The organism is Nonomuraea sp. C10 (assembly GCF_008017515.1).
Lineage (GTDB): Bacteria > Actinomycetota > Actinomycetes > Streptosporangiales > Streptosporangiaceae > Nonomuraea > Nonomuraea ferruginea.
In genome coordinates this window covers 1,524,130-1,546,182 of sequence record NZ_VPFF01000003.1, presented here as the reverse complement: position 1 = coordinate 1,546,182, position 22,053 = coordinate 1,524,130, and the positions used below count along the sequence as shown (strand labels likewise).

Below are 22,053 nucleotides of genomic sequence, written 5' to 3'. Positions count from 1 at the left end.
TTAGGCGGCCACGGGCTGGCGCGGAACGAACTCGTTCTCCAGGTCCGCGGCGAAGACCGCGCGCCGGCAGGTGGCGCACCGGTACATGATCGGGCCCTCGTCGAGCTCGTTGTGGCATCGCGGGCAACGGGTGCTGTTCATGTCATCCCCCAAGGATCGTCTGCGTATAGGTAACCTCGCCGTCATTGCAAAGGTCCTGCAGGGCGCTTGCGGAATCCATGTCCGGATCGGACAGGACGGCGAGAAGAACATTGTTACGGTCCACGGCGCGTTTCACGCGCGAAGACACGAGAATGCCCCGGGAATAGCCCGAGAGGGCTAGACGTTTCATGGGCAGCGACGTGTGGTACGTTGCCGGTGGCGTTCGAGCTCAAGCTCCGCCGCTCTCCTCCCTCCCGATCTGCCCCTTCCGCGGGCCTCGGGTTTCCTCACCTACGCGCGCCGGTGCTTCTCTTACCGGCATGCCCTCAAAGGGGTTCATCATGTCTGTTCACGTCATCAGCGGCTTGCTGGACGTGCGGGACAAATCCGCATTCCTCCGCACCCGCCATCTACCCAGCTCCGGTGACCTGCGGCTGACCGCCGACCGGGTCAAGCAGCTCGGGCTCCGTCCCGGCGACCACGTGACCGCCAAGGCCGACGGCGGCAGGCTCGTCGAGGTCGAGACCGTCAACGGCGAGAGCCACTGGCGCGACCGGCCGCGGTTCGCCGAGCTGACGCCGGTGCATCCCGACGAACGGCTCCACCTGGAGACCGAGTCGCTCAGCACCCGGGTCATCGACCTGTTCGCGCCCATCGGCAAGGGCCAGCGCGGGCTCATCGTGGCCCCGCCCAAGGCCGGCAAGACCATGGTCCTCCAGGCCCTGGCCGCCGCCGTCACACGGAACCATCCCGAGGCGCACCTCATGGTCCTCCTGGTCGGCGAGCGGCCCGAAGAGGTCACCGAGATGCGCGCCGGCATCCAGGGCGAGATCTTCGCCTCCACCTTCGACCATCCCGACCGCGACCACACCGCGATCGCCGAGCTCGCCGTCGAGCGCGCCAAGCGCCTGGTCGAGCAGGGCCGCGACGTGGTGCTGCTGCTCGACTCGCTCACCCGCCTGGCCCGCGCCTACAACAACACCGCGCCGGGCAACGGCAAGACGCTCAGCGGCGGCCTCGACGCCGCCGCCGTCTACGCGCCCAAGCGGTTCTTCGGCGCCGCGCGCAACGTGGCGGGCGGCGGCTCGCTCACCATCCTCGCCAGCGCGCTCGTCGACACCGGCTCGCGGCTGGACAACAGCCTGTACGAGGAGTTCAAGGGCACCGGCAACATGGAGCTGCACCTGGTGCGCGACCTGGCCGAGCGCCGCGTGTTCCCGGCCGTCGACCTGGACGCCTCCGGCACCCGCCGGGAGGAGATCCTGCTCCCCGCGCGGGAGCGGCAGGTGGTCTGGCGGCTGCGCCGCTCGCTGACGGGCCTGGAGCGCCACCAGGGCATGGAGATGCTCGTCGGCAAGCTCCGCGAGACCGCGTCCAACGCCGACTTCCTGGTCCGGGCCGCCGCCACCGTCTGACGGCGCTGTCTGACGGCCCCTCGGCGCCCAGGCGCGACAGTAGGCCGCGACAATGGGCCGCATGCTGGCCGACATCGCCGAACACCTCGCCTGCCCCGTCTGCGGGCAGTCAATGCGGCTCGACCCCGGCGCGCTGCGCTGCCCCCGGGGCCACTCCTTCGACGTGGCCAGGCAGGGTTACGTGAGCCTGCTCGTCGGGTCCCGCCCGCCCGGCACGGCCGACAGCGCGGAGATGGTCGCCGCCCGCGACGCCTTCCTGTCCGCCGGTCACTTCGCGCCGCTGGAGAGCGCGCTGGCGGAGGCGGTCTGGAGCGCCCATGCCGAATCGTTCTCACACTCGCCTGACGGCGGGCGCGCGAAGGCGTACGGTGGTTCTGGCCATGGGGCCGAGCCGGTCATCGTCGACGCCGGCGCGGGCACCGGCCACTACTCGGCGGCCGTCCTCGACGCGGCGGGACGCGGCGTCGTGATGGCGTTCGACGTGTCCAAGCACGCCGTGCGGCGGGCCGCCAGGGCGCACCCAAGGGTGGGGGCGTTCGTGGCCGACGTGTGGCGGCGCCTGCCCATCGGAGACGGGGTCGCCGACGTGGTGATGAACGTGTTCGCGCCCAGGAACGGGCCCGAGTTCCGGCGGATCCTGCGGCCCGGTGGGCGCGTCGTCGTGGTGACGCCCGCGCCCGGCCACCTCAGCCCGCTGGTGGAGGAGCTGGGGCTGCTGTCCGTCGACGCCGGCAAGGAGCAGCGGGTGGCGCGGAGCCTGGAGGGGTTCGCCGAGGTGGAGCGGCGGGTGGTGGCGTTCGACATGGCGCTCGGGCCTGACGAGGTCCGGGCCGTGGTGGGGATGGGGCCGAGTGCGTGGCACCTGGGCGAGGAGGAGCTGGCGGAGGGGATAACGCGAGTTTTCTCCCGCAATAACGCGAAAAGGCTAGAAAAAGTGGTTACGAAGGCAGAGTTCCACCTATCTACCTTCGAAGTGACACCTGGCGCAAGGTCACCCTCTTGACGGGCATCTGAGACTGGTGTTACTGATGGGGCGTTTAGTACCAAATTCCCCCACATTTCCGGAGTATTTCCGCGACGCAAGCGCAATACTGGACGGCAACCCGTTGCCGATGAGGACGGCGAGGGGCGCCCATGGGAGGGGAGCGCGGCGGATGAAGGCCGAGGAACGCTGGCAGGCCAGGTTCCGCGCGTCGCGCATGTCGCTGCCGTCCTACGCCCCCCTGGCCCCGAACCGCTCGATCTACCGCTCGAACGCCACCGGCACGTGGGAGGTCTACGCCTGGGACCGCGCGAGCGGCGCCACCCGCCAGGTCACCGACCGGCCTCTGGGCACGGCCCACGCCGCGATCGACCCCGCCGGCCAGTGGATCTACTGGTTCGACGACACCGACGGCGACGAGTTCGGCAGCTGGCGGCGCCAGCCCTTCTTCGGCGGCCCCGACCAGCCCGTCGCTCTGGGAGCGCCGCCCGGCCAGCCGGCCGGCATCGCGCTCTCGTCCACCGGCCTGGCCGCGATCAGCCTCGCCAGCGAGGGCACGTTCCGCATCCACCTGGTGCGCGACGGCGAGCACGTCAAGATGCTGTACGAGCACGGCGAGGCCGCCTGGGCGGCCGGCATGTCCATGGACGGCGAGCTGATCGCGATCAACCACGGCGAGTACGGCGACTTCCGCCACCCCGCGCTGCGCGTCGTGCGCCAGTCCGGCCAGGTGGTCGGCGAGCTGTACGACGGCCCCGGCATGGGCGTCGTCGGGCTCAGCTTCGCCCCGGCGCCGGGCGACTCCCGCCTGCTCGCCCTGCACGAACGCCGCCGCCGCCAGGAGCCGCTGGTCTGGAACCCGGTGACGGGCGCGCGCCGGGAGATCTGGCTGAAGGACGACGGCGAGATGACGGCCGAGTGGTACCACGACGGCCGCGGCCTGCTCATCCAGCGCGGTCACCGGGCCCGCAGCCACCTCCTCCGCTACGACCTGGCGGGCGGCGGGCTGACGCTCATCGAGACACCGCAGGGCGTCATCGAGGAGGCGCGCCCGCGCCCCGGCGGCCATGTGGAGTACTCCTGGTCCAGCGCCTCGCGCCCGCCGGTCATCCGCTCGACCAGCGGCCAGGTCGTGCTCAACCCCGGCGGCCCGGCCGCGCCGCCGAGCGTCCCCCTGGAGGACCTGGACGCCGAAGGGCCGGGCGGGCGCATCCACGCCCTGGTCTCCCGCCCGGAGAACGGCGCCGCCCCGTTCCCCTCCGTCTTCCTGCTGCACAGCGGCCCGACGAGCCACGACAGGGACGCCTTCTCCCCCGAGGTGGCGGCCTGGGTGGACGCCGGGTTCGCGGTCATCCGGGTCAACTACCGCGGCTCGACCGGCTACGGCTCGGCCTGGCGCGACGCGCTGCACGGCGACGTCGGCCAGATCGAGCTGGCCGACGTGAACGCGGTGCGCACCGCCGTGGTCGAGGCCGGCATCGCCGACCCCGACCGGCTCGTGCTGGCGGGCACCGCCTGGGGCGGCTACCTCACGCTGCTCGGCCTCGGCACGCAGCCCGGCCTGTGGGCCGCCGGCATCGCCGCCGTACCCATCGCCTGCCACCGGACGTCGTACGAGGACGAGGCCGAGAGCCTGCGCGCCTACCACCGCGCGCTGCTCGGCGGCTCGCCCGAGGAGCAGCCGGAGCGCTACGCGGCCAGCTCCCCCATCACCTACGTCGACCAGGTGAAGAGCCCCGTGCTGATCCTGGCCGGCGAGAACGACACCCGCTGCCCGCCGCGCCAGATCCAGAAGTACGTGGCCCAGCTCGAACGGCACGGCCACGAGCACGAGGTCTACACCTACGACGCCGTACGGAGCAACCTGGTGGTCGCGGAGCGGATCGCGCAGACGGCGCTGCAGCTCGACTTCGCCCGCAAGCACCTGGGCCGGCGTTAACGGGCGCGCAGCACCAGGATCGCCAGGTCGTCGGCGCTGGGCTCGGTGGCGAAGTCGGCCGCGCCCCGGCGGATGCGCTCCGCCACCGCCTTGGCCGACAGCCCCGCGCACTCGGCCAGCATCTTGGCCAGCCCGCCCTCGTCGTCGAGCAGCCGGCCGCCTGAGCGTCGCTCGGTGACGCCGTCGGTGACCGCCAGCAGCACGTCGCCGGGGTCGAGATGGACGACGTCGACCTCGAAGACCACCTCGGGGAAGACGCCCAGGAGCGACTGCGGGGTGGTGATCGACTCCACGACGCCGCTGGGCTTGAGCCGCAGCGCCTCGGGGTGGCCCGCCGAGACCAGCCGGACCTCCAGTCCGTCGTCGGCCGGGGTGATGTCGCCGTGCAGCAGGGTCAGGAAGCGGGCCCGCTCGCCCTCTTCGAGGATGGCCTGGTTGAGCCTGCCGAGCACGGCCGCGACCCCGTAGCCCTCGCGGGCCAGCAGGCGGAGCGTGTGGCGGGCCAGGCCGGTGACCGCGGCCGCTTCCGGGCCGGTGCCGCAGACGTCGCCGATGGCGAAGCGCCACGAGTCGTCGCCGGCCTTGAACACGTCGTAGAAGTCGCCGCCCACCTCGTTGACCTCGCCGGCGGGCTCGTACACCACGCCGTAGTCGAGGCCGGGCACCTCGGGCTCGTTGGGCGGCAGGAGGCTGCGCTGCAGGGCGCGGTTGGCGGCGGCCTGCTGGGCGTAGACGCGGGCGTTGTCGGCGGCCAGCGCGGCGCGCCTGCCGATGTCCTCGGCGAGCTGGATGGCCTCGTCGGGGAACCGGTCGGGCCGGCCCAGGCACATCACGCCGAGACCTCGGCCGCGGGCGCTGAGCGGGACCGCGAGCACCTCGTTGTCGCCCAGGTGGAAGGTGGAGCTCATCCGGGTGCCGACGGCGCCGACGTCCAGATCGCTGAGCTGCTCGCGCAGCCCGTCGATCCTGGCCTCGTCGGCGTGCCACAGGTAGACGAGGCGGAGCGGCGAGGAGGCGGCGTCGGCGGTGTAGACGGCGCACCAGCTGCTCAGCCGCGGCACCACGACCTGGGCGATGATGGCGGGGACCATGTCGGGGTCGAGGGTGCCGGCGAGCAGGTCGCTGGCGTCGGCGAGGAATCCGAGCCAGTGGGGCCCGCGCCCGCTCTGCCGCTGCCACTCGACGGCTCCCGAGCTGTCGTGCGCGCCAGGTAGCGTGAGTCTGGCCCAATGGACACGGGAATCACCCGAGAAGGTGATCCCCCACTCGTCGACACGGACGGAGGGAGCTTTCTGATCACCATGTGAGGTGTTCCGCTGCTTCACCTCCACCTGGACGGAGCCGCCCAGGTGTCGCCAGAGCATCTCGAAAGGCTCGTCCACGACCTGCCCCGCGAGATCGCCGGCGATCTGCTCGGCGACATGGAGCATGCCGCCGGTGGCCCACGCGGTCATCACCTCGCGCGTGAACCTCATCGCGTCGGTCACAGCCGACTCGCCCGCCGCGAACGTCGCAGCTAGCACCGCATGGGGAGAAGCAGTCATCCTCTCGTGCCTACCACACTTCCCGTTGACTTGGGGTAAATCCAAGGACAGGACTACGAGCTACTCATCGTGACAGACTTGAATCACTCGCCGGAGTCCCCCGCGAGTGAAGGAGGCCCCATGACCACGGCCAAGGCCGCGCCAAGTCCTGAGGAGAGGACATATACCGAGGCGGATCTCGTCCCGATCCTGGAGACCCTGTTCTCATGGCGTGACGGCGACTTCCGGCGCCGGGTCCCGTATGCCCCTCCGGGCATCCTCAGTGAGGTGCGGTTGCTGCTCAACGAGGTGGCCGACCGCCGCGAGCACCTCGCCAACGAGCTGACCCGGGTGCGCAAGGAAGTGGTCAAGGAAGGCCGGTTCGGCGAGCGGCTGACGCCCGGCCCCGGGGTGGGGGCCTGGGCGGAGAGCGTGGAGTCGGTCAACATGCTGATCGACGCGCTGGTGAGCCCCGTGAGCGGCGCGGCCGACGTCATCGACGCGGTCGCGAAGGGTGACCTGTCGCGGCGGATCGACCTCGACCGCTCGGCCCGCGGCGAGGTGCGCCGGCTGGGCAAGGCGATCAACGGCATGGTCGACCAGCTCGCCCTGTTCAACTCCGAGGTGACCCGGGTGGCCAGGGAGGCCGGCACGGAGGGCCGGCTGGGCGGCAGCGCCAACCTGCGCGGCATGTCCGGCAGCTGGCGCGACCTCACCGAGGCGGTCAACACCATGTCGTCCCGCGTGGCCGCGCAGGTGCGCGACATCGCCGTGGTGACCACGGCGGTGGCCAAGGGCGACCTGAGCCGCAAGGTGACGGTCGACGCGGTGGGCGAGATGTTCGAGCTGAAGAACACCGTCAACACCATGGTCGACCAGCTCTCGGCGTTCGCCGAGGAGGTCACCCGCGTGGCCCGCGAGGTCGGCACCGAAGGCCAGCTCGGCGGCCAGGCCCAGGTGCGCGGCGTGTCCGGGGTCTGGAAGGACCTGACGGACAACGTCAACTTCATGGCCAACAACCTGACCTCGCAGGTGCGCAGCATCGCCACCGTGGCGACGGCGGTGGCCCAGGGCAACCTGTCGAAGAAGATCACCGTCGACGCGCAGGGCGAGATCCTCCAGCTCAAGGACACCCTCAACACGATGGTCGACCAGCTCTCGTCGTTCGCCGACGAGGTCACCCGCGTCGCCCGCGAGGTCGGCACCGAGGGCAAGCTGGGCGGCCGGGCCGAGGTGCAGGGCGTGTCGGGCGTCTGGAAGGACCTGACCGACAACGTCAACTCCATGGCCAGGAACCTGACGTACCAGGTCCGCAACATCGCCCAGGTGACCACCGCGGTCGCCAACGGCGACCTCACCCGCAAGATCGACGTGGACGCCCAGGGCGAGATCCTGGAGCTCAAGTCGACCATGAACACCATGGTCGACCAGCTGTCCTCGTTCGCCTCCGAGGTCACCCGCGTCGCCCGCGAGGTCGGCACCGAGGGCCAGCTCGGCGGCCAGGCCCAGGTACGCGGCGTGTCCGGGGTCTGGAAGGACCTGACCGACAACGTCAACTCCATGGCCAACAACCTGACCTCTCAGGTGCGCCAGATCGCCGCGGTCTCCTCGGCGGTGGCCCAGGGCAACCTGTCGAAGAAGATCACCGTCGACGCGCAGGGCGAGATCCTGCAGCTCAAGGACACCCTCAACACGATGGTCGACCAGCTCTCGTCGTTCGCCGACGAGGTCACCCGCGTCGCCCGCGAGGTCGGCACGCAGGGGCAGCTCGGCGGCCAGGCCCGCGTCCAGGGCGTGTCGGGCGTCTGGAAGGACCTGACCGACAACGTCAACTTCATGGCCAACAACCTGACGTACCAGGTCCGCAACATCGCCGAGGTGACCACCGCGGTCGCCAACGGCGACCTCACCCGCAAGATCGACGTCGACGCCCAGGGCGAGATCCTCGCCCTGAAGACCACCATCAACCGGATGGTCGACCAGCTGTCCTCGTTCGCCTCCGAGGTCACCCGCGTGGCCCGCGAGGTCGGCTCGGAGGGCCAGCTCGGCGGCCAGGCCCGGGTCGAGGGCGTCGAGGGCACGTGGAAGCGGCTCACCGAGAGCGTCAACGAGCTGGCCGGCAACCTGACCACCCAGGTGCGCGCCATCGCCACCGTCACCAGCGGCGTGGCTCGCGGCGACCTGACCCGCTCGATCGCCGTCGAGGCGCAGGGCGAGCTGGCGGAGCTGAAGGACAACATCAACTCGATGGTGGCCAACCTCCGCGAGACCACCCAGGCCAACCAGGAGCAGGACTGGCTCAAGTCCAACCTGGCCCGCATCTCCCGGCTCATGCAGGGCCACCGCGACCTGTTCGAGGTGGCCAAGCTGACGATGAGCGAGCTGACGCCGCTCGTGTCGGCACGGTACGGCGCCTTCTACTCGGTCGATCCGGAGAACGAGCGCGAGCTGCTGCTGATCGGCGGCTACGGCGTCCGGCCCGACCGCGGGCCGCGGGCGAAGTTCGCCTTCGGCGAGGGCATCGTCGGCCAGGCCGCCGCCGAGGGCCGCCACATCGTCCTCGACGACGTGCCGCCGAAGTTCATCACCATCGACAGCGGCCTCAGCCAGTCGACGCCCGCACAGATCGTGGTGCTGCCGATCCTGTTCGAGAACCGCGTGCTCGGCGTGCTGGAGCTGGCCTCCTTCAGCCCGTTCGGAGAGGTCCACCTCGACTTCCTGACGCAGCTGGTGGAGAACATCGGCGTCACCATGAACACGATCATCGCCAACTCCCGCACCGAGGACCTGCTGACCGAGTCCCAGCGCCTCACCCGCGAGCTGCAGGAACGCTCCGACGAGCTGCAGCGCCAGCAGGAGGAGCTGCGCCGGTCCAACGCCGAGCTCGAGGACAAGGCGGCGCTGCTGGCCAAGCAGAACCGCGCCATCGAGATCCAGAACTTCCAGATCGAGCAGGCCCGCCGCACCCTGGAGGAGCGCGCCGAGCAGCTCGCCGTCTCCTCCCGCTACAAGAACGAGTTCCTCGCGAACATGTCCCACGAGCTGCGCACGCCGCTCAACAGCCTGCTCGTGCTGGCCAAGCTGCTGACCGAGAACGCCGAGGGCAACCTGACCCCACAGCAGGTCGAGTTCGCCCGCACCATCCACGGGGCCGGGTCGGCGCTGCTCCAGCTCATCAACGACATGCTCGACCTGTCCAAGGTCGAGGCGGGCCGGATGGACATCCACCCGACCCAGGTGTCGCTGCCCAAGACGATCGACCTGCTGGAGGCGGCGTTCGGGCCGCTGGCGGCCGACAAGGGGCTGGAGTTCAGCGTCGAGGTCGACCCCGACCTGCCGCAGGAGCTGCGCGCCGACGAGCAGCGGCTCCAGCAGGTGCTGCGCAACCTGCTGTCCAACGCGGTCAAGTTCACCCCCAAGGGCGAGGTGAAGCTGCGGGTCGTCCCGGCCTCCCCGGACGTCGACTTCGACGACGACTCGCTGCACATCGCGCACGACCTGCTCGCCTTCCAGGTGATCGACACCGGCATCGGCATAGCGCCCGACAAGCGCGACGTCATCTTCGAGGCGTTCCGTCAGGCCGACGGCACCACCAGCCGCAAGTACGGCGGCACCGGTCTGGGCCTGTCGATCTGCCGCTCGATCGCGCGCCTGCTCGGCGGCGAGATCCACGTCGACAGCGAGCTCGGCAAGGGCAGCACGTTCACCCTCTACCTGCCGGCCACCTACATCGGCCCGCTGGCCGTCAGCGCCGCCGAGGGGCCGCGCAGCAGCGGGCAGCAGGTCGTGACCGCCTCCGTCGAGGAGCCGCCCACGATCCCCGAGGCGCCCGGCCTGCCGCTCGACCTGCCGCTGCCCGAGCTGGTCGAGGCGCCCGTCGAGACCAGCCAGTGGCAGGGCGACGACCCGCTCAGCGGCGCCAAGATCCTCATCGTCGACGACGACATCCGCAACGTCTTCGCGCTGACCAGCGTGCTGGAGCGACACGGCTCCACGGTCGTCTACGCTGAGAACGGCCGCGAGGGGATCGAACAGCTCGAACGGAACGAGGACGTCGCGCTCGTGCTGATGGACATCATGATGCCGGAGATGGACGGCTGGGCGACGACCTCCGCCATCCGGCGCATGCCCCAGTTCGCCGACCTGCCGATCATCGCGCTGACGGCCAAGGTCATGCGCGGCGACCGGGAGAAGAGCATCGCCTCCGGCGCCTCCGACTACGTGCCCAAGCCCGTCGACGTCGACCGTCTGCTGGAGCGGCTGCGCGGGTGGCTCAGCCGAGGCCGGGCCGCCGACTCTCCGGCCGAAGGGGCGTGACGATGCCAGACCGGGCCAAGATCCTGCTGGTCGACGACCGGGAGGAGAACCTCATCGCGCTGGAGGCGATCCTCAGCTCGCTCGACCTGGTGCCGGTGCGCGCCAGGTCGGGTGAGGAGGCGCTGAAGGCGCTGCTCAACACCGAGTTCGCGCTGATCCTGCTGGACGTGCGGATGCCCGGCATGGACGGCTTCGAGACGGCCGCCCACATCAAGCGCCGCGAGCGCACCAGAAACATCCCGATCATCTTCCTGACGGTCGTCGACAGCGCCCCCGACTACGCCTTCCGCGGCTACGCGGCGGGCGCCGTCGACTACCTCACCAAGCCCTTCGACCCGTGGGTGCTGCGGGCCAAGGTGTCGGTGTTCGCCGAGCTCTACAACATGAACAAGCGCCTGGCCGAGCAGGCGGCGCTGCTGCGCGAGCGGCTCGGCCACGAGCTGCCGCCGGGAGCCGGCGACCAGGCGTCGGTCCTGCCGGAGCTGTCCCGCCGCCTGCTGGCGGTCGAGGAGGAGCTGTCCCGCGTGCGTGAGCTCGCCCAGCAGTCCGACGCCTCCGCGCTGCGGGCCCCCCTCACCGACCTCACGGACCGCGTCACCCGGCTGCGCGCCGGCTTCGACGCCCTGACCTGACCGGTCAGCTGCGGGCGCGCTCCAGCGCGTCCCAGAACCCCCTGCGCAGGGCGTGACGGACCTCGTCGTGCAGCAGGAAGTCGATCGGCAGCGACGACCCCTGCAGCAGCCTGGCCTCCAGGTCGGACGGCATCCGGGGCTTGCGCGCCAGCACCGCCTCCAGCCAGAGGGCGGGCGCGTCGCGGGCCACGGACTCGCCGAAGTCGTGGCCCTCGCGGTGGGCCGCCTTGACCGCGTCGGCCAGCGTCGTGGCTCCCGAGGAGGACGAGGCCGGCTGCTGGGTCACCGGCGCCGGCTGCGGCCCGGTGTAGGGGCCGAGCTGCTGATAGGTGCCCGCGCTCGACGGCGAGGAGAACTGCCCGGTGGTCGGCGACTGCTGCGGCAGCTGCCCGGTCGCCGGCGCGGCCGGCTGCTGCGGCACGGGCGGGTCGGCGGGGAAGGTGTACGAGGGCAGCGACGGAGGCTGCGACTGGGCCCGGCTGGGCGGGGGACTCGCCGGCTGGGGCTGGCTCGCGGAGGAGTGCGGGGCGGCGTGGCTGCCGGTGCTGGCCGGGGCCGGCGGCAGCGAGCCGGTCGAGGAGGCCGGGGGCAGCGACGACGGCGCGGGCGCGGCGGGCAGCGAGTGTGAGCCGTGGCCGTTGCTCATCGGCTGGTGACCGTTGACGGCCTCCGACGACCCGGTCACCAGCGTCACGTACGGCCGCAGATGACCGGCGCCAAGCTCGATGAGGTCGTCGCACTCCTGGCGCAGGGAGCGCGAGGCGGCCCAGCTCCCGTCGGCGGCGATGTGGACCACGGTCAGCCGGACGCCGAGGTCCTGCGCGTCGCAGACGACCTGGGTGAGGTCCTCGTCGCCGCTCACCACGACCGCGTCGCAGATGGCGTTGTTGCGCGCCAGCGTCATCAGGTCGCGGTGGACCTGCGCGTCGACGCCCTCACGGCGGCCGGGCCTGATGCGGGACAGGCGGAGCTTGAGACCGGGGATGTCGGCCAGCACGTCGTGCTCGGAGGTGCGGCGCCCCTCGATCGTGGCCTCGTACCAGTAACAGCGCAGCAGCGGCAGGCCGGTCCGCTCGCGGGACAGGCTGGACATCAGCTGCAACAGCCCGGGATAGTCCCACGACACCGACTCGCGATGGCGGGTGCCATGCACGGCCATCGCGCCGTCCGCCAGCAGATAGCCGGCGTCGACGAACAGCGCGCAGCGATCCACTGACACCGCCCCTTTCGTGGTGGTCCGACGTGCTGGCTCTGCACCGTCAGAGCCGGACTCGGCGGCCCTGTCCCAGGGTAATGAAAGCGGGTGATCGCGCGAGGGTGAATCCCGACGATTCGCCCCTCGACCGGCGTTAAGCCAGACCCGTTAGGCGAACCGTACCAGTTTGTCCTGGTCACCGTCACGGTCGCGCACGAACGCTCACCGCAACGACCCCGAACAGCACCACGCCCTCCTTCCCCGTGATCGTCAAGCTGGGACGGTGCCCCAGGACGTGGCTCACCGTGTCGACATCGACACCGAACGTCGTGCCGACCGAGGCGTCGCCCGCGTCACGGTCGCGGACCTCCGGCATGACCCGGCCGCCGCCCGCGCCGCGGCTGCCGCCTTCCGGCGTGACCGGGCCGTGTCCCGCATCGCGGTCGCCGCCCTCCGGCGTGCCGGCCGAGCCGCTGCCTGCGTCGCGGTTGCCGCGCTCCGGCGTGACCCGGCCGTTGCCCGCGTCGCGATTGCCGCCTTCCGGCGTGACCGGGCCGTGTCCCGCATCGCGGTCGCCGCCCTCCGGCGTGCCGGCCGAGCCGCTGCCCGCGTCGCGGTTGCCGCGCTCCGGCGTGACCCGGCCGTTGCTCGGCGACGCCCGGTCGCCGCGCAGACCAGCGTCGCCTGCCCAGGCGACCAGTTCCACCCGGGCGGGGGCGCCGGCGGGCTCCAGTCCGCCGAGCGGCAGCCGCAGCGCCGGGCTGTCGCCGCCGACGATCCGGGCGTCGTCGAGGACGACCGCGTTGCCGTACGGGGCGGCCGGGTCGGTGGTGACGACCACGAGGCTCCATCCGGCGTGACCCCGCGTGCCCATCGGCGGGTCCGCCGCCCACCACTCGCCGTTCTTGGCTGCGCTCGCCGCCAGCCCCGTGACGTCGGCGTACGCCTGGTAGGCGGGGCCGTGGGGCAGTTTCTGCCAGGCGACCCGGCTGGGCCGTACGGTCACGTAGCGGCCTCTGCCGGGCGGCTTCAGCTTGATCGGCCCTGCGCCCTCGGCGGTGGCCGACCAATAGAGCCCCGCCCAGAGGATCCGGCCACCCTGGGGCAGGTCGAGCCGGGCGGCGCTGGAGGCTTTCGTTTTCCGGAACCTGTCGAGGTCGAGCGGCTCCAGGTCGCCATCACGGTGCTCACCCCTGGGCCGCTCCGCGCACCCCTGACCCTTGTCCGGGCACGTCAGCAACCCGTTCCCCACCGCCCTGACCGTCACCCTCCCGTCGGCGGCGAACCTGGCCGGCGCTCCCCCTTCCCGAACCCCCACCGGCGCCCGCGCGCTCAACCTGAGCGCGCCCGCCTCCACCCGCAGCCTGGGCCCCTCCCCCTCCGGAGCGTCCCGCGCCACCCGCACCCTCAGGAACACCGACGCGGCCTTCCCCGCCGCCAACGGCGCCCTGGCACACCGCACCCCACCTCTGACGGCCCGGCACGCCCACCCACCGGCCCGCCCTTCCCTCACATCCCCCACCCACTGAACCGCCATCCGGTCCTGGCTCTCCGCTTTGTCCCCCCACTGAACCGCCGCCCGGTCCTGGGTCTCCGCCTCGTCCACCACCCACTGAACGGCTGCCCGGTCTTCGGTCTTCGCTTTGTCCACCTTCCACTGGACCGCTGCCCGGCCCTGGGTCTCCGCCTTGTCCCCCCACTGGACCACTGCCCGGTCCTCGGCCTCCGCCTCGTCCACCACCCACTGGACCGCCGCCCGGTCCCCGATCTCCGCCTTGTCCCCCCACTGAACCGCCGCCTGGTCGCCAGCCCCGGTGGCACTCCCCCACAGCCGTCCCAGCGAACCGGCCCTCTCCTGTGAAGGCTCGCGCGGGGCAGCGGGTGGTAGGACGCCTCCGCCCACGTCGGTGCCCGCACGATCCGCGGCGCCCTCCTGCGCACGCACGAGTCCGCTCGCTGCCTCACCTTCGTGCCAGCGCATGGCAGCAGGTAGAAGAACACCTCCGGCGAGGTTGGTGACCTCACGATTCACGGCAGAGCTTTCCTGCACCTGGCTCGCATATCCATCCGCCAGAGAACTTGCTGAACGCCCGCGCATTACGGCGAGTGGGAGAACAGTCCCGCCTCTACCTGCGCTTACGTCGACGCCCCCACCCGCCTCGGCCGTGCCCTCCTGCGCCCTCACGGATCCACCCGCAGGAGAACCGGCCGTCTCCGGTGGAAGTTCGTGCAGTGCGGCGGGGAGGAGAACACCCCAGCCCACTGCGCCCAGGTCGGCGGCTACCCCGCGCGTATGCATAGGGATGGCGTTTCCTGGGGTGAGCGTGCCGTCATCACGGGGCGATACCTCGGAGGTGTCCCATCCTTCGGTGTCCGTGTCTGTCGAGCTCTGAGAGAGCCGGGAGGCGGCATGCCTTTCCGCCGCCACCCACTGGACCGCGCCGGGCTTTCCCGGGACGGTCCATGGGGTTTCCGCGATCGGGCTCGTCTGGGGGACGAGGGTGACGCCCGGAGGCAGCTCGATGGCGGCGTAGATGTCCCGGGTCGGCGCATTGCCGATGTTGCGGACGCGCATGGCCACGATGCCGTCCTCGCCGCGTACCAAGGAGCCCATCGCCGCTACGGAGGCGCGCAGGCGGGCCGTCCTGCGCTCACTGGACGCCCCCACCCGCTCACGCTCCGGACGGCTGGCGCGTTCCCCGCCAGCCTCGTCCGAGGAGGACCGGGCGCGGTCCCTCCTCGGCTCCCCGGACGAGGAGCCATCGCGATCCCTTCTGGCCTCACCGGACGAGGAGCCGGCACGCTCCCGATCAGGCATGCGTGACGAGGACCCGGCGCGATCCCTTCTCGGGTCACGGGACGAGGAACCACCGCGATCCCGATCAGGCATGCGTGACGAGGACCCGGCGCGATCCCCTCTCGGCTCACCGGATGAGGAACCGCCTCGCTCCCGATCAGGCCCACCGGGTGAGGAACCACCGCGATCCCTTCTCGGCTCACCGGAGGAGGAACGACCTCGATCCCGGTCAGGGTTGCCGGACGAGGAACCGGCACGCTTTCGGGCAGGCCGGCCGGGTGAGGAACCGTCGCGGTCCGCGCCGGCCTCGCTGGACGAGGAACCCGCGTGCTCTCGGTCAGGCGGGCCCGTACGGTCGCGGCTCGCCTCGCCGGGGGAGGCACCGGTGCGGTCCCCGCTGGCATGGTCGGGCGGGGAGCCGGTGTGGTTCCCGTCGGGGTCGTGGGGTGGGACGAGGGCGGGTGGGCGGCCCGAGGGGACGCCTGCGCGGGACGGGCCGTGCGGGCCCATCGCTGACGGCCGGTCAGCGGTGCCTGCCTCGCCGTTCAAGCCCACGGCCTTGGAGTCCGACGGCGAGGAGGCGGCTGGGGGCCCCGAGCCTTGCGTGCCCGTGTCCTGGGGGGCCGCGTCCGACGGGCCGGCGGACTCCGAGCCTTGGGAACCCGTACCGCTGGAGGACTGCGCTTGCGCACCAGGGCCGTCCGCGTCGGAGCCGCCTGGGTCGGATCCGTCTCCATCCGAGTCTGGGCCGTCCGCGCCTGACCTGTCGCCGCCGGAACCGTCCGAACCCGAGCCACCCCCAGTGGAGCCGTCCGAACCCGAACCGCCCGTACCGCCCGCACCCGTATGGGAGAGGTTCTCGCCGTACGGGCCGACGTGGTCGTACTGGTCGGCGGCGGAGCGGGGGTGGGCGTCGGGGCGGGCTCCCACGTCCTGGCCCGACACCACGGCGAAGGCCGCCGCCACCGCCATCACCGTGGCCGCCCCGCCCGCCACCGCGACGTGCGTCCGCCGCATCCTGCCCAGCGTCCGCCGGGGAGCGGGGGCGGGCCGGGACAGAGCCTCCAGATAGCCGGCGGCCGCGTCGCCCAGCACCAGGGGCCCGATGACCGTGCGCAGCCCCCGGTTGACGTCGGTGAGCTCCCGCAGGACGGTGTGGCAGTTGGGGCAGTCGCGCACGTGCTCGTCGACCGACCGCGAGTCGCGCCGGGTCAGCCCGCCGCGCACGTACGCGCCCAGCTTGCCGATCACCGCCTTGCACTCGGGCGGCGGCGACCCCGTCAGGTAGAGCTGCAGGTACGCCTGCCGCAACCCCTCACGAGCCCGGTAGGCCAGCGCGGAGACCCCGTTGGCCGACAGCCCGAGCAGCGGCGCCACGTCGGCGGACCGGGCGTTCTCCACCTCGGTGTGCCACAGCACCGCCCGCCACCGCTCCGCCAGCGACAGGTAGGCCTGGGCGATCAGCGACCCCTCCAGGCGGGCCGACGCCGGGTCGGCGGGCATGGCGGTGTCGGACAGCTCGATCTCGCCCGTCACGCGGGTGCGGTCGTGGACGGTGCGCCGGACCACGATCAGCAGGTAGGTGCGGAAGGCCGACGCCGGCCCGCCGCCACGGCCCACGTGGTCGAGCACCCTGGTGAACGACTCGGCGACGACGTCCTCGACCTCCGCCTCGCCGTACACGAGCTGCCCGGCCAGGGCGCGTGCGGCGGCCACGTGACGCTCGTAGAGCTGCCCGTACGCGGTGGCATCACCCCCTCTGACGGCATGCAGCAGGTATGCGTCGCTCTGCGGTGTTTCCACACTCATGGTGACCTCGCGGTTACGAACCGTTGCCCGTGCAGTCATTCCGCACTCACGCCCATGGCTAAACCGAGCGCGTCTCTTTGCCGTCGAGGACCGGCTCTAAGCTGAACCCATGAGCGACCGTGACAGACTGCTGGCCGAGATCGAGAAGAAGGCCGTCGTGCACGGCCGGGTGGTGCTCTCCTCAGGGCAGGAGGCCGACTTCTACCTCGACCTGCGCCGCATCACGCTCGACGCCGCGGCGGCCCCGCTGGTCGGCGGCGTGCTCCTCGACCTGACGTCCGACCTCGACTACGACGCGGTGGGCGGGCTCACGCTGGGCGCCGACCCGGTGGCGACGGCCATGCTGCACGCCGCGGCGGCGCGCGGGCGTTCGCTGGACGCGTTCGTGGTGCGCAAGGCGCAGAAGGCCCACGGGATGCAGCGCCGGATCGAGGGCCCCGAGGTGAAGGGCCGCCGGGTCCTCGTGGTCGAGGACACCTCGACGACCGGCTCGTCCCCGCTGACGGCAGTGGAGGCGCTGCGCGAGGAGGGCGCCGAGGTGGTCGCGGTGGCCACGATCGTCGACCGGGGCGCCGCGGCCAGGATGGCCGAGGAGGGCCTCGACTACCGCTCCGCCTTCACTCTGGCGGACCTCCGACTGTGAACGCCTCCCGTTCTCCCTGCTCGCCCCGCGGCCGGAGGGTGCCGTTCTCGGTGACGCGGACGGTGCCGGCGTCGGAGATCACCACGTCCAGCTCGGGCTCGAAGTAGCTGACCTCCTCGCCCTCGGTCATCTCTCGGTGCTGCAGCACGTCGCCGCCGGGGACCCGTACGGTGACGAGCGGGCAGGTGGCGGCCACGCACTCGATGCGCACGGTCGGCACCGGAGCGGTGACCGTGGGCGTGGCGGACGTCCGCTCGGGCGCGGCGTCCTCTGTGTCGAGCGAGTCGAACAACGCCCGCCCGCCGATGACCAGCAGCACCACGAGGGCCGCTGCCGCCAGGACGGCGAGCGCCAGTCGGGCGAGGCCCATCGGATCTGACCTGTGGCGTCCCACGCGCCGAGACTATCCAATGGTAAGACGGCTTTCCCGATGTGTTTCGAATGCCGACGGCCGACACCGAGACCGGGATGGTCAGCTTCTCGGCCGTGAACGACCGAGCTTGCGGCTCCTCACCGTCCATGGCTTCGACGGTTCAGCCGCTTCAGCGACCGCTTAGCCGATGTGGTCTGCTTGGCCTGCAGGCGGCGGCGCAGCCGCCCTCCCAAGCTGCCGTTTCCTCCCGGACGTGAACGCCCGCGGGGTTCCATGCCGGATTATGCTGAACAGCGCGAAGCCGTTACTTCTAGGGAGATGACTCATGCCCATCGCGACTCCTGAGGTCTATGCGGAGATGCTCGATCGAGCGAAGGCAGGCGGGTTCGCCTATCCGGCGATCAACGTGACCTCTTCCCAGACGCTGAACGCCGCTCTTCGCGGCTTCGCCGAAGCGGAGAGCGACGGCATCATCCAGGTGTCCACGGGCGGCGCCGAATACCTGTCCGGTCCGACGGTCAAGGACATGGTGACCGGTGCGACGGCGCTCGCCGAGTACGCCCGGGTGGTGGCCGCGAAGTATCCCGTCACGGTGGCGCTGCACACCGACCACTGCCCCAAGAACAAGCTCGACGGTTTCATGCGCCCGCTCGTCGACATCTCGCTGGAGCGGGTGTCGAAGGGCCTCGACCCGCTGTTCCAGTCCCACATGTGGGACGGCTCGGCCGTGCCCCTGGAGGAGAACCTGGAGATCGCCAAGGAGCTCCTCGACAAGTGCGCCCGCGCCCGGATCATCATGGAGATGGAGATCGGCGTCGTCGGCGGCGAGGAGGACGGCGTCGTCGGCGAGATGAACGAGAAGCTCTACACCACGACCGGTGACGCGCTGGCCACGGCGGAGGCCGTCGGCCTGGGCGAGCAGGGCCGCTACATGCTCGCCGCCACGTTCGGCAACGTCCACGGGGTCTACAAGCCGGGCCACGTCAAGCTGCGGCCGAGCGTGCTGAAGGAGATCCAGGAGGCGGTGGGCGGCAAGTTCGGCAAGGAGAAGCCGTTCGACCTGGTCTTCCACGGCGGCTCCGGCTCGGCGCTGGAGGAGATCCACGAGGCGATCTCGTACGGGGTCGTCAAGATGAACGTCGACACCGACACCCAGTACGCCTTCACCCGGCCGGTGGCCGACCACATGTTCCGCAACTACGACGGCGTGCTGAAGGTCGACGGCGACGTCGGCCAGAAGAAGACGTACGACCCGCGTTCGTGGGGCAAGTCGGCCGAGACGGGCATGGCCGCCCGCGTCACCGAGGCGTGCGAGCACCTCAAGAGCAGTGGGACGAAGCTCTCCTAGCCACGAAGACGGCCCGGCGGGTATGACTTGTCCTATGGATAACCTTCTCGCCGGGCCGCCCCCGACGCAGCTGCCGGACACGCCCGAGGCCAGGGAGGCCCTCGATTCCGGCGTCAAGGCCTCCGACGTGGCCGCCCGTTTCCCCGCCTACCCGGCGGCCTGGGCGGCGCTCGCGGAGGAGTACTTCGCCCAGGGCCACGCCGTCACCTCCTACGCCTTCGCCCGCACCGGCTACCACCGCGGGCTCGATCATCTGCGCCGCAGCGGGTGGAAGGGGCATGGGCCGATCCCGTGGGAGCACGAGCCCAATCGCGGGTTCCTGCGCTGCCTGTACGCGCTGAGCCGGGCCGCCCAGGCGATCGGCGAGAAGGACGAGGCCGAACGGTGCCTGCAGTTCCTCAAGGACAGCAGCGAGAGCGGCTATGACGCGCTGACCAAGGGGTAGCTCTTGGGACGATAAGCCCCACTCGGGTAGTCTCTCCACGCAAGAGCCCCTGTCGCGCTTGCGCCAGGGGTTTCGTTTTGTGTTCGGGAGACTTCACCATGCCGGCTGCCGTTCTCGTGGGTGCCCAATGGGGCGATGAGGGCAAGGGCAAGGCCACCGACCTGCTCGGTGGCGACGTCGACTACGTCGTCCGTTATCAGGGTGGCAACAACGCGGGCCACACCGTGGTCATCGGCGACCAGAAATACGCGCTGCACCTGCTGCCCACGGGCATCCTGTCGCCACACGTGGTGCCGGTGATCGGCAACGGTGTCGTGATCGACCCAGGGGTGCTGCTGGGCGAGATCGACGGCCTGGCCAAGCGGGGCATCTCCGCCGAGCGGCTGCTCATCTCGGCCAACGCGCACCTGATCATGCCTCACCACAAGGCGCTCGACAAGGTGACCGAGCGTTACCTTGGCAAGGCCAAGATCGGTACGACCGGCCGCGGCATCGGCCCGGCCTACGGCGACAAGATCTACCGGGTCGGGGTGCGGGTGCAGGACCTGCTCGACCCCGGCATCCTGGCCAAGAAGATCGAGGTGGCGCTGGGCGAGAAGAACCAGGTGCTCACCAAGGTCTACAACCGGCGCGGCATCGAGGCCGACGCGGTCGTCGAGGAGTATCTCGGCTACGCCGAGCGGCTCAAGCCGCACATCGCCGACACCTCCCTGGTGCTGAGCAAGGCGCTGGACGAGGACAAGTTCGTGCTGCTGGAGGGCGGTCAGGGCACGCTCCTCGACATCGACCACGGCACCTACCCGTTCGTCACCTCCTCCTCGCCCACCTCGGGCGGCGCCTGCGCCGGCGCCGGCATCCCGCCGAACCGGCTCACGAAGGTGATCGGCATCCTCAAGGCCTACACGACCCGTGTCGGCTCCGGTCCGTTCCCGACGGAGCTGGAGGACGAGATGGGCGAGTGGCTGCGCCGCACGGGCGGCGAGTACGGCGTCACGACCGGCCGGAACCGGCGCTGCGGCTGGTTCGACGCGGTGATCGCCCGCTACGCCACCCGGATCAACGGCGTCACGGACTTCTTCCTCACCAAGCTGGACGTGCTCTCCGGCCTGGAGCGGATCCCGGTGTGCGTGGCGTACGACGTCGACGGGACGCGGCACGACGAGATCCCGATGACGCAGACGGAGTTCCACCACGCCAAGCCGATCTACGAGGAGTTGCCCGGCTGGCAGGAGGACATCACGGGCGCGAAAACGTTCGAAGACCTGCCGCCGAACGCCCAGGCGTACGTGCGCGCGCTGGAGGAGATGAGCGGCGCGCCCATCTCCGCGATCGGCGTGGGCCCCGGCCGCGACCAGACCCTGGTGATCCGTTCCCTGGTCTGACCAGCGGTCAGCCGGTGAAGACCGCCGCCGTCATGGGCGAGCGGAGCCGCCAGCCGAGGCTCTCGTAGAGCTTCCTGCCCTCCGGGGTGGCCACCAGGACACCTGTGGTGGCGCCCCGGGAGACGGCGGTGGCGGCGAGCGTCTTCATGACGACGACGCCCAGGCCGCGGCGGCGGTGGTTCTCGGCGGTCTCGACCCGGTCCACCACGGCGGCCCAGCCGGCCGTGGCCAGTTGGCCGCGGGCCGCTATCTCGCCCGCGTCGGTCAGCAGGCGGGCGACGGTGACGCCGGCCCGGGTGGTCACGGCCAGCGTGTAGCCGGGCGGCGCCGCCGCGTGCTCGCGGGCGAGCGTGCCGGTCATCAGATACTCGGGCGGGTCGATGGCCCAGCCCGGCGGCAGCCAGGGGGCGATCAGCTCGGCCGGGGCGCAGAGCTTCAGCCAGGTGCCCGGCACCGTGATCGCGGACGTCAGCCGCTGGATGAGGGCGGGCGTCGGGTGGGGGACGACGTGGCGGGCGACGTGGCCGGGCAGGCCGGTGTCCACCCGCAGCCCCCAGGGCTCGGTCACGGGCGGCGAGGTGCCGCGCGAGACCGTCCACCCGTCCACCCAGGCCCGTACGGTGTCGAGCCGGGTGGATTCGAGAGCCTTGGTCATAGTTGCTCAGCTTATTGCAATATTGTTGTATTTTTTGCCAAAAAACTGGGTGCACAGTGGGGTAACGCCTGCTTAACCTCCTCCCATAGACATCCGTCGCGTCACCCGGTCCGAGGCCGTCGAGGAGGCCGGTCACCTCTTCGACGCGGCTCCCCAGAGGTTCGCGGACGAGGGCTGCCATCTCCTCGTCGCCTACGTGGACGGGTTCCCCGCGGGGATGGTGACCGGGGTGGAGATGACGCACCCCGGCAAGGGCACCGAGATGTTCCTGTACGAGCTCTCCGTGGACGACCGCTTCCGCGGCCGCGGCATCGGCCGGTCACTGGTCACCGCGCTCGCCCGGCTGGCCCGCGAGCGGGGCTGCCAGGGGCTGTGGACGGCCACCGGCGAGGACGACAGACCGGCCGATGACGGGGACCAGGCCGTCCACTCCTGGGAATTCGGCCGGCCGTAGCTC

General features: G+C 71.2%; 16 protein-coding genes. 10 read left to right on the top strand and 6 right to left on the bottom strand.

What is annotated here, in order from left to right; all coding sequences use genetic code 11:
- Positions 1–141, bottom strand: coding sequence for a hypothetical protein (locus tag FR742_RS44915; RefSeq protein WP_187281584.1), 141 nt, complete (start codon positions 139–141; stop codon positions 1–3).
- Between the two features lie 341 nt (positions 142–482).
- On the opposite strand from FR742_RS44915, the gene rho reads away from it, so the two are divergent.
- The 3 genes from rho to FR742_RS38925 all read left to right on the top strand — a co-directional run bounded on the left by rho (position 483) and on the right by FR742_RS38925 (position 4,477).
- Positions 483–1,556 (top strand): transcription termination factor Rho, encoded by a 1,074-nt coding sequence (rho, locus tag FR742_RS38935; RefSeq protein ID WP_261809019.1) that lies wholly within the window; start codon positions 483–485, stop codon positions 1,554–1,556.
- Positions 1,557–1,617: 61 nt separating this feature from the next.
- Positions 1,618–2,559: a putative RNA methyltransferase gene (locus FR742_RS38930; RefSeq protein WP_148036235.1), complete on the top strand. Its 942-nt coding sequence runs from the start codon at positions 1,618–1,620 to the stop codon at positions 2,557–2,559.
- A gap of 151 nt (positions 2,560–2,710) precedes the next feature.
- Positions 2,711–4,477, top strand: coding sequence for a prolyl oligopeptidase family serine peptidase (locus tag FR742_RS38925; protein ID WP_148036234.1), 1,767 nt, complete (start codon positions 2,711–2,713; stop codon positions 4,475–4,477).
- Here the strand turns inward: FR742_RS38925 and FR742_RS38920 are convergent.
- On the bottom strand, positions 4,474–5,964 hold the full coding sequence (locus tag FR742_RS38920; protein WP_261809018.1) for a PP2C family protein-serine/threonine phosphatase: 1,491 nt from the start codon (positions 5,962–5,964) through the stop codon (positions 4,474–4,476). The two genes, FR742_RS38925 and FR742_RS38920, sit on opposite strands and share 4 nt — an antisense overlap.
- Positions 5,965–6,141: 177 nt before the next feature.
- On the opposite strand from FR742_RS38920, the gene FR742_RS38915 reads away from it, so the two are divergent.
- Entirely contained in the window at positions 6,142–10,317 is a 4,176-nt protein-coding gene (locus FR742_RS38915; RefSeq protein ID WP_148036233.1) for a HAMP domain-containing protein, read from the top strand.
- Positions 10,318–10,319: 2 nt separating this feature from the next.
- Positions 10,320–10,949, top strand: coding sequence for a two-component system response regulator (locus tag FR742_RS38910; RefSeq protein WP_148037228.1), 630 nt, complete (start codon positions 10,320–10,322; stop codon positions 10,947–10,949).
- A 4-nt stretch (positions 10,950–10,953) separates the two neighbouring features.
- Here the strand turns inward: FR742_RS38910 and FR742_RS38905 are convergent, their stop codons facing one another.
- Together FR742_RS38905 and FR742_RS44910 are read right to left on the bottom strand one after the other, a co-directional pair.
- Positions 10,954–12,162, bottom strand: coding sequence for an NYN domain-containing protein (locus FR742_RS38905; protein WP_148037229.1), 1,209 nt, complete (start codon positions 12,160–12,162; stop codon positions 10,954–10,956).
- Between the two features lie 184 nt (positions 12,163–12,346).
- Positions 12,347–16,750 carry a zf-HC2 domain-containing protein gene (locus tag FR742_RS44910; protein WP_187281583.1) on the bottom strand — a complete coding sequence of 1,468 codons (4,404 nt, stop codon included), beginning with the start codon at positions 16,748–16,750 and terminating at the stop codon, positions 12,347–12,349.
- 109 nt (positions 16,751–16,859) lie between these two features.
- Here FR742_RS44910 and pyrE point away from each other — a divergent pair, with 109 nt between their 5' ends.
- Entirely contained in the window at positions 16,860–17,393 is a 534-nt protein-coding gene (gene pyrE / locus FR742_RS38885; RefSeq protein ID WP_148036232.1) for an orotate phosphoribosyltransferase, read from the top strand.
- On the opposite strand, the gene FR742_RS38880 is transcribed toward pyrE, so the two are convergent.
- Positions 17,368–17,763, bottom strand: coding sequence for a hypothetical protein (locus tag FR742_RS38880; protein WP_148036231.1), 396 nt, complete (start codon positions 17,761–17,763; stop codon positions 17,368–17,370). The genes pyrE and FR742_RS38880 overlap by 26 nt on opposite strands.
- A 328-nt stretch (positions 17,764–18,091) precedes the next feature.
- Here FR742_RS38880 and fbaA point away from each other — a divergent pair, with 328 nt between their 5' ends.
- The 3 genes from fbaA to FR742_RS38865 all read left to right on the top strand — a co-directional run bounded on the left by fbaA (position 18,092) and on the right by FR742_RS38865 (position 20,941).
- The gene (gene fbaA / locus FR742_RS38875) at positions 18,092–19,114 is read left to right on the top strand and encodes a class II fructose-bisphosphate aldolase (protein WP_148036230.1); all 1,023 of its coding nucleotides are present in this window, start codon (positions 18,092–18,094) and stop codon (positions 19,112–19,114) included.
- 34 nt (positions 19,115–19,148) lie between these two features.
- Positions 19,149–19,559, top strand: a complete 411-nt coding sequence (locus FR742_RS38870; RefSeq protein ID WP_148036229.1) for a DUF3151 domain-containing protein — start codon at positions 19,149–19,151, stop codon at positions 19,557–19,559.
- 98 nt (positions 19,560–19,657) lie between these two features.
- Positions 19,658–20,941 carry an adenylosuccinate synthase gene (locus FR742_RS38865; RefSeq protein WP_148036228.1) on the top strand — a complete coding sequence of 428 codons (1,284 nt, stop codon included), beginning with the start codon at positions 19,658–19,660 and terminating at the stop codon, positions 20,939–20,941.
- 7 nt (positions 20,942–20,948) lie between these two features.
- Here the strand turns inward: FR742_RS38865 and FR742_RS38860 are convergent, their stop codons facing one another.
- Complete coding sequence (locus tag FR742_RS38860) at positions 20,949–21,596, bottom strand: GNAT family N-acetyltransferase (RefSeq protein ID WP_187281581.1); 648 nt, start codon at positions 21,594–21,596, stop codon at positions 20,949–20,951.
- A gap of 85 nt (positions 21,597–21,681) precedes the next feature.
- Between FR742_RS38860 and FR742_RS38855 the strand changes: the two genes are divergently transcribed.
- On the top strand, positions 21,682–22,050 hold the full coding sequence (locus FR742_RS38855; protein ID WP_148036227.1) for a GNAT family N-acetyltransferase: 369 nt from the start codon (positions 21,682–21,684) through the stop codon (positions 22,048–22,050).
- The last annotated feature ends 3 nt before the right edge of the window (positions 22,051–22,053 follow it).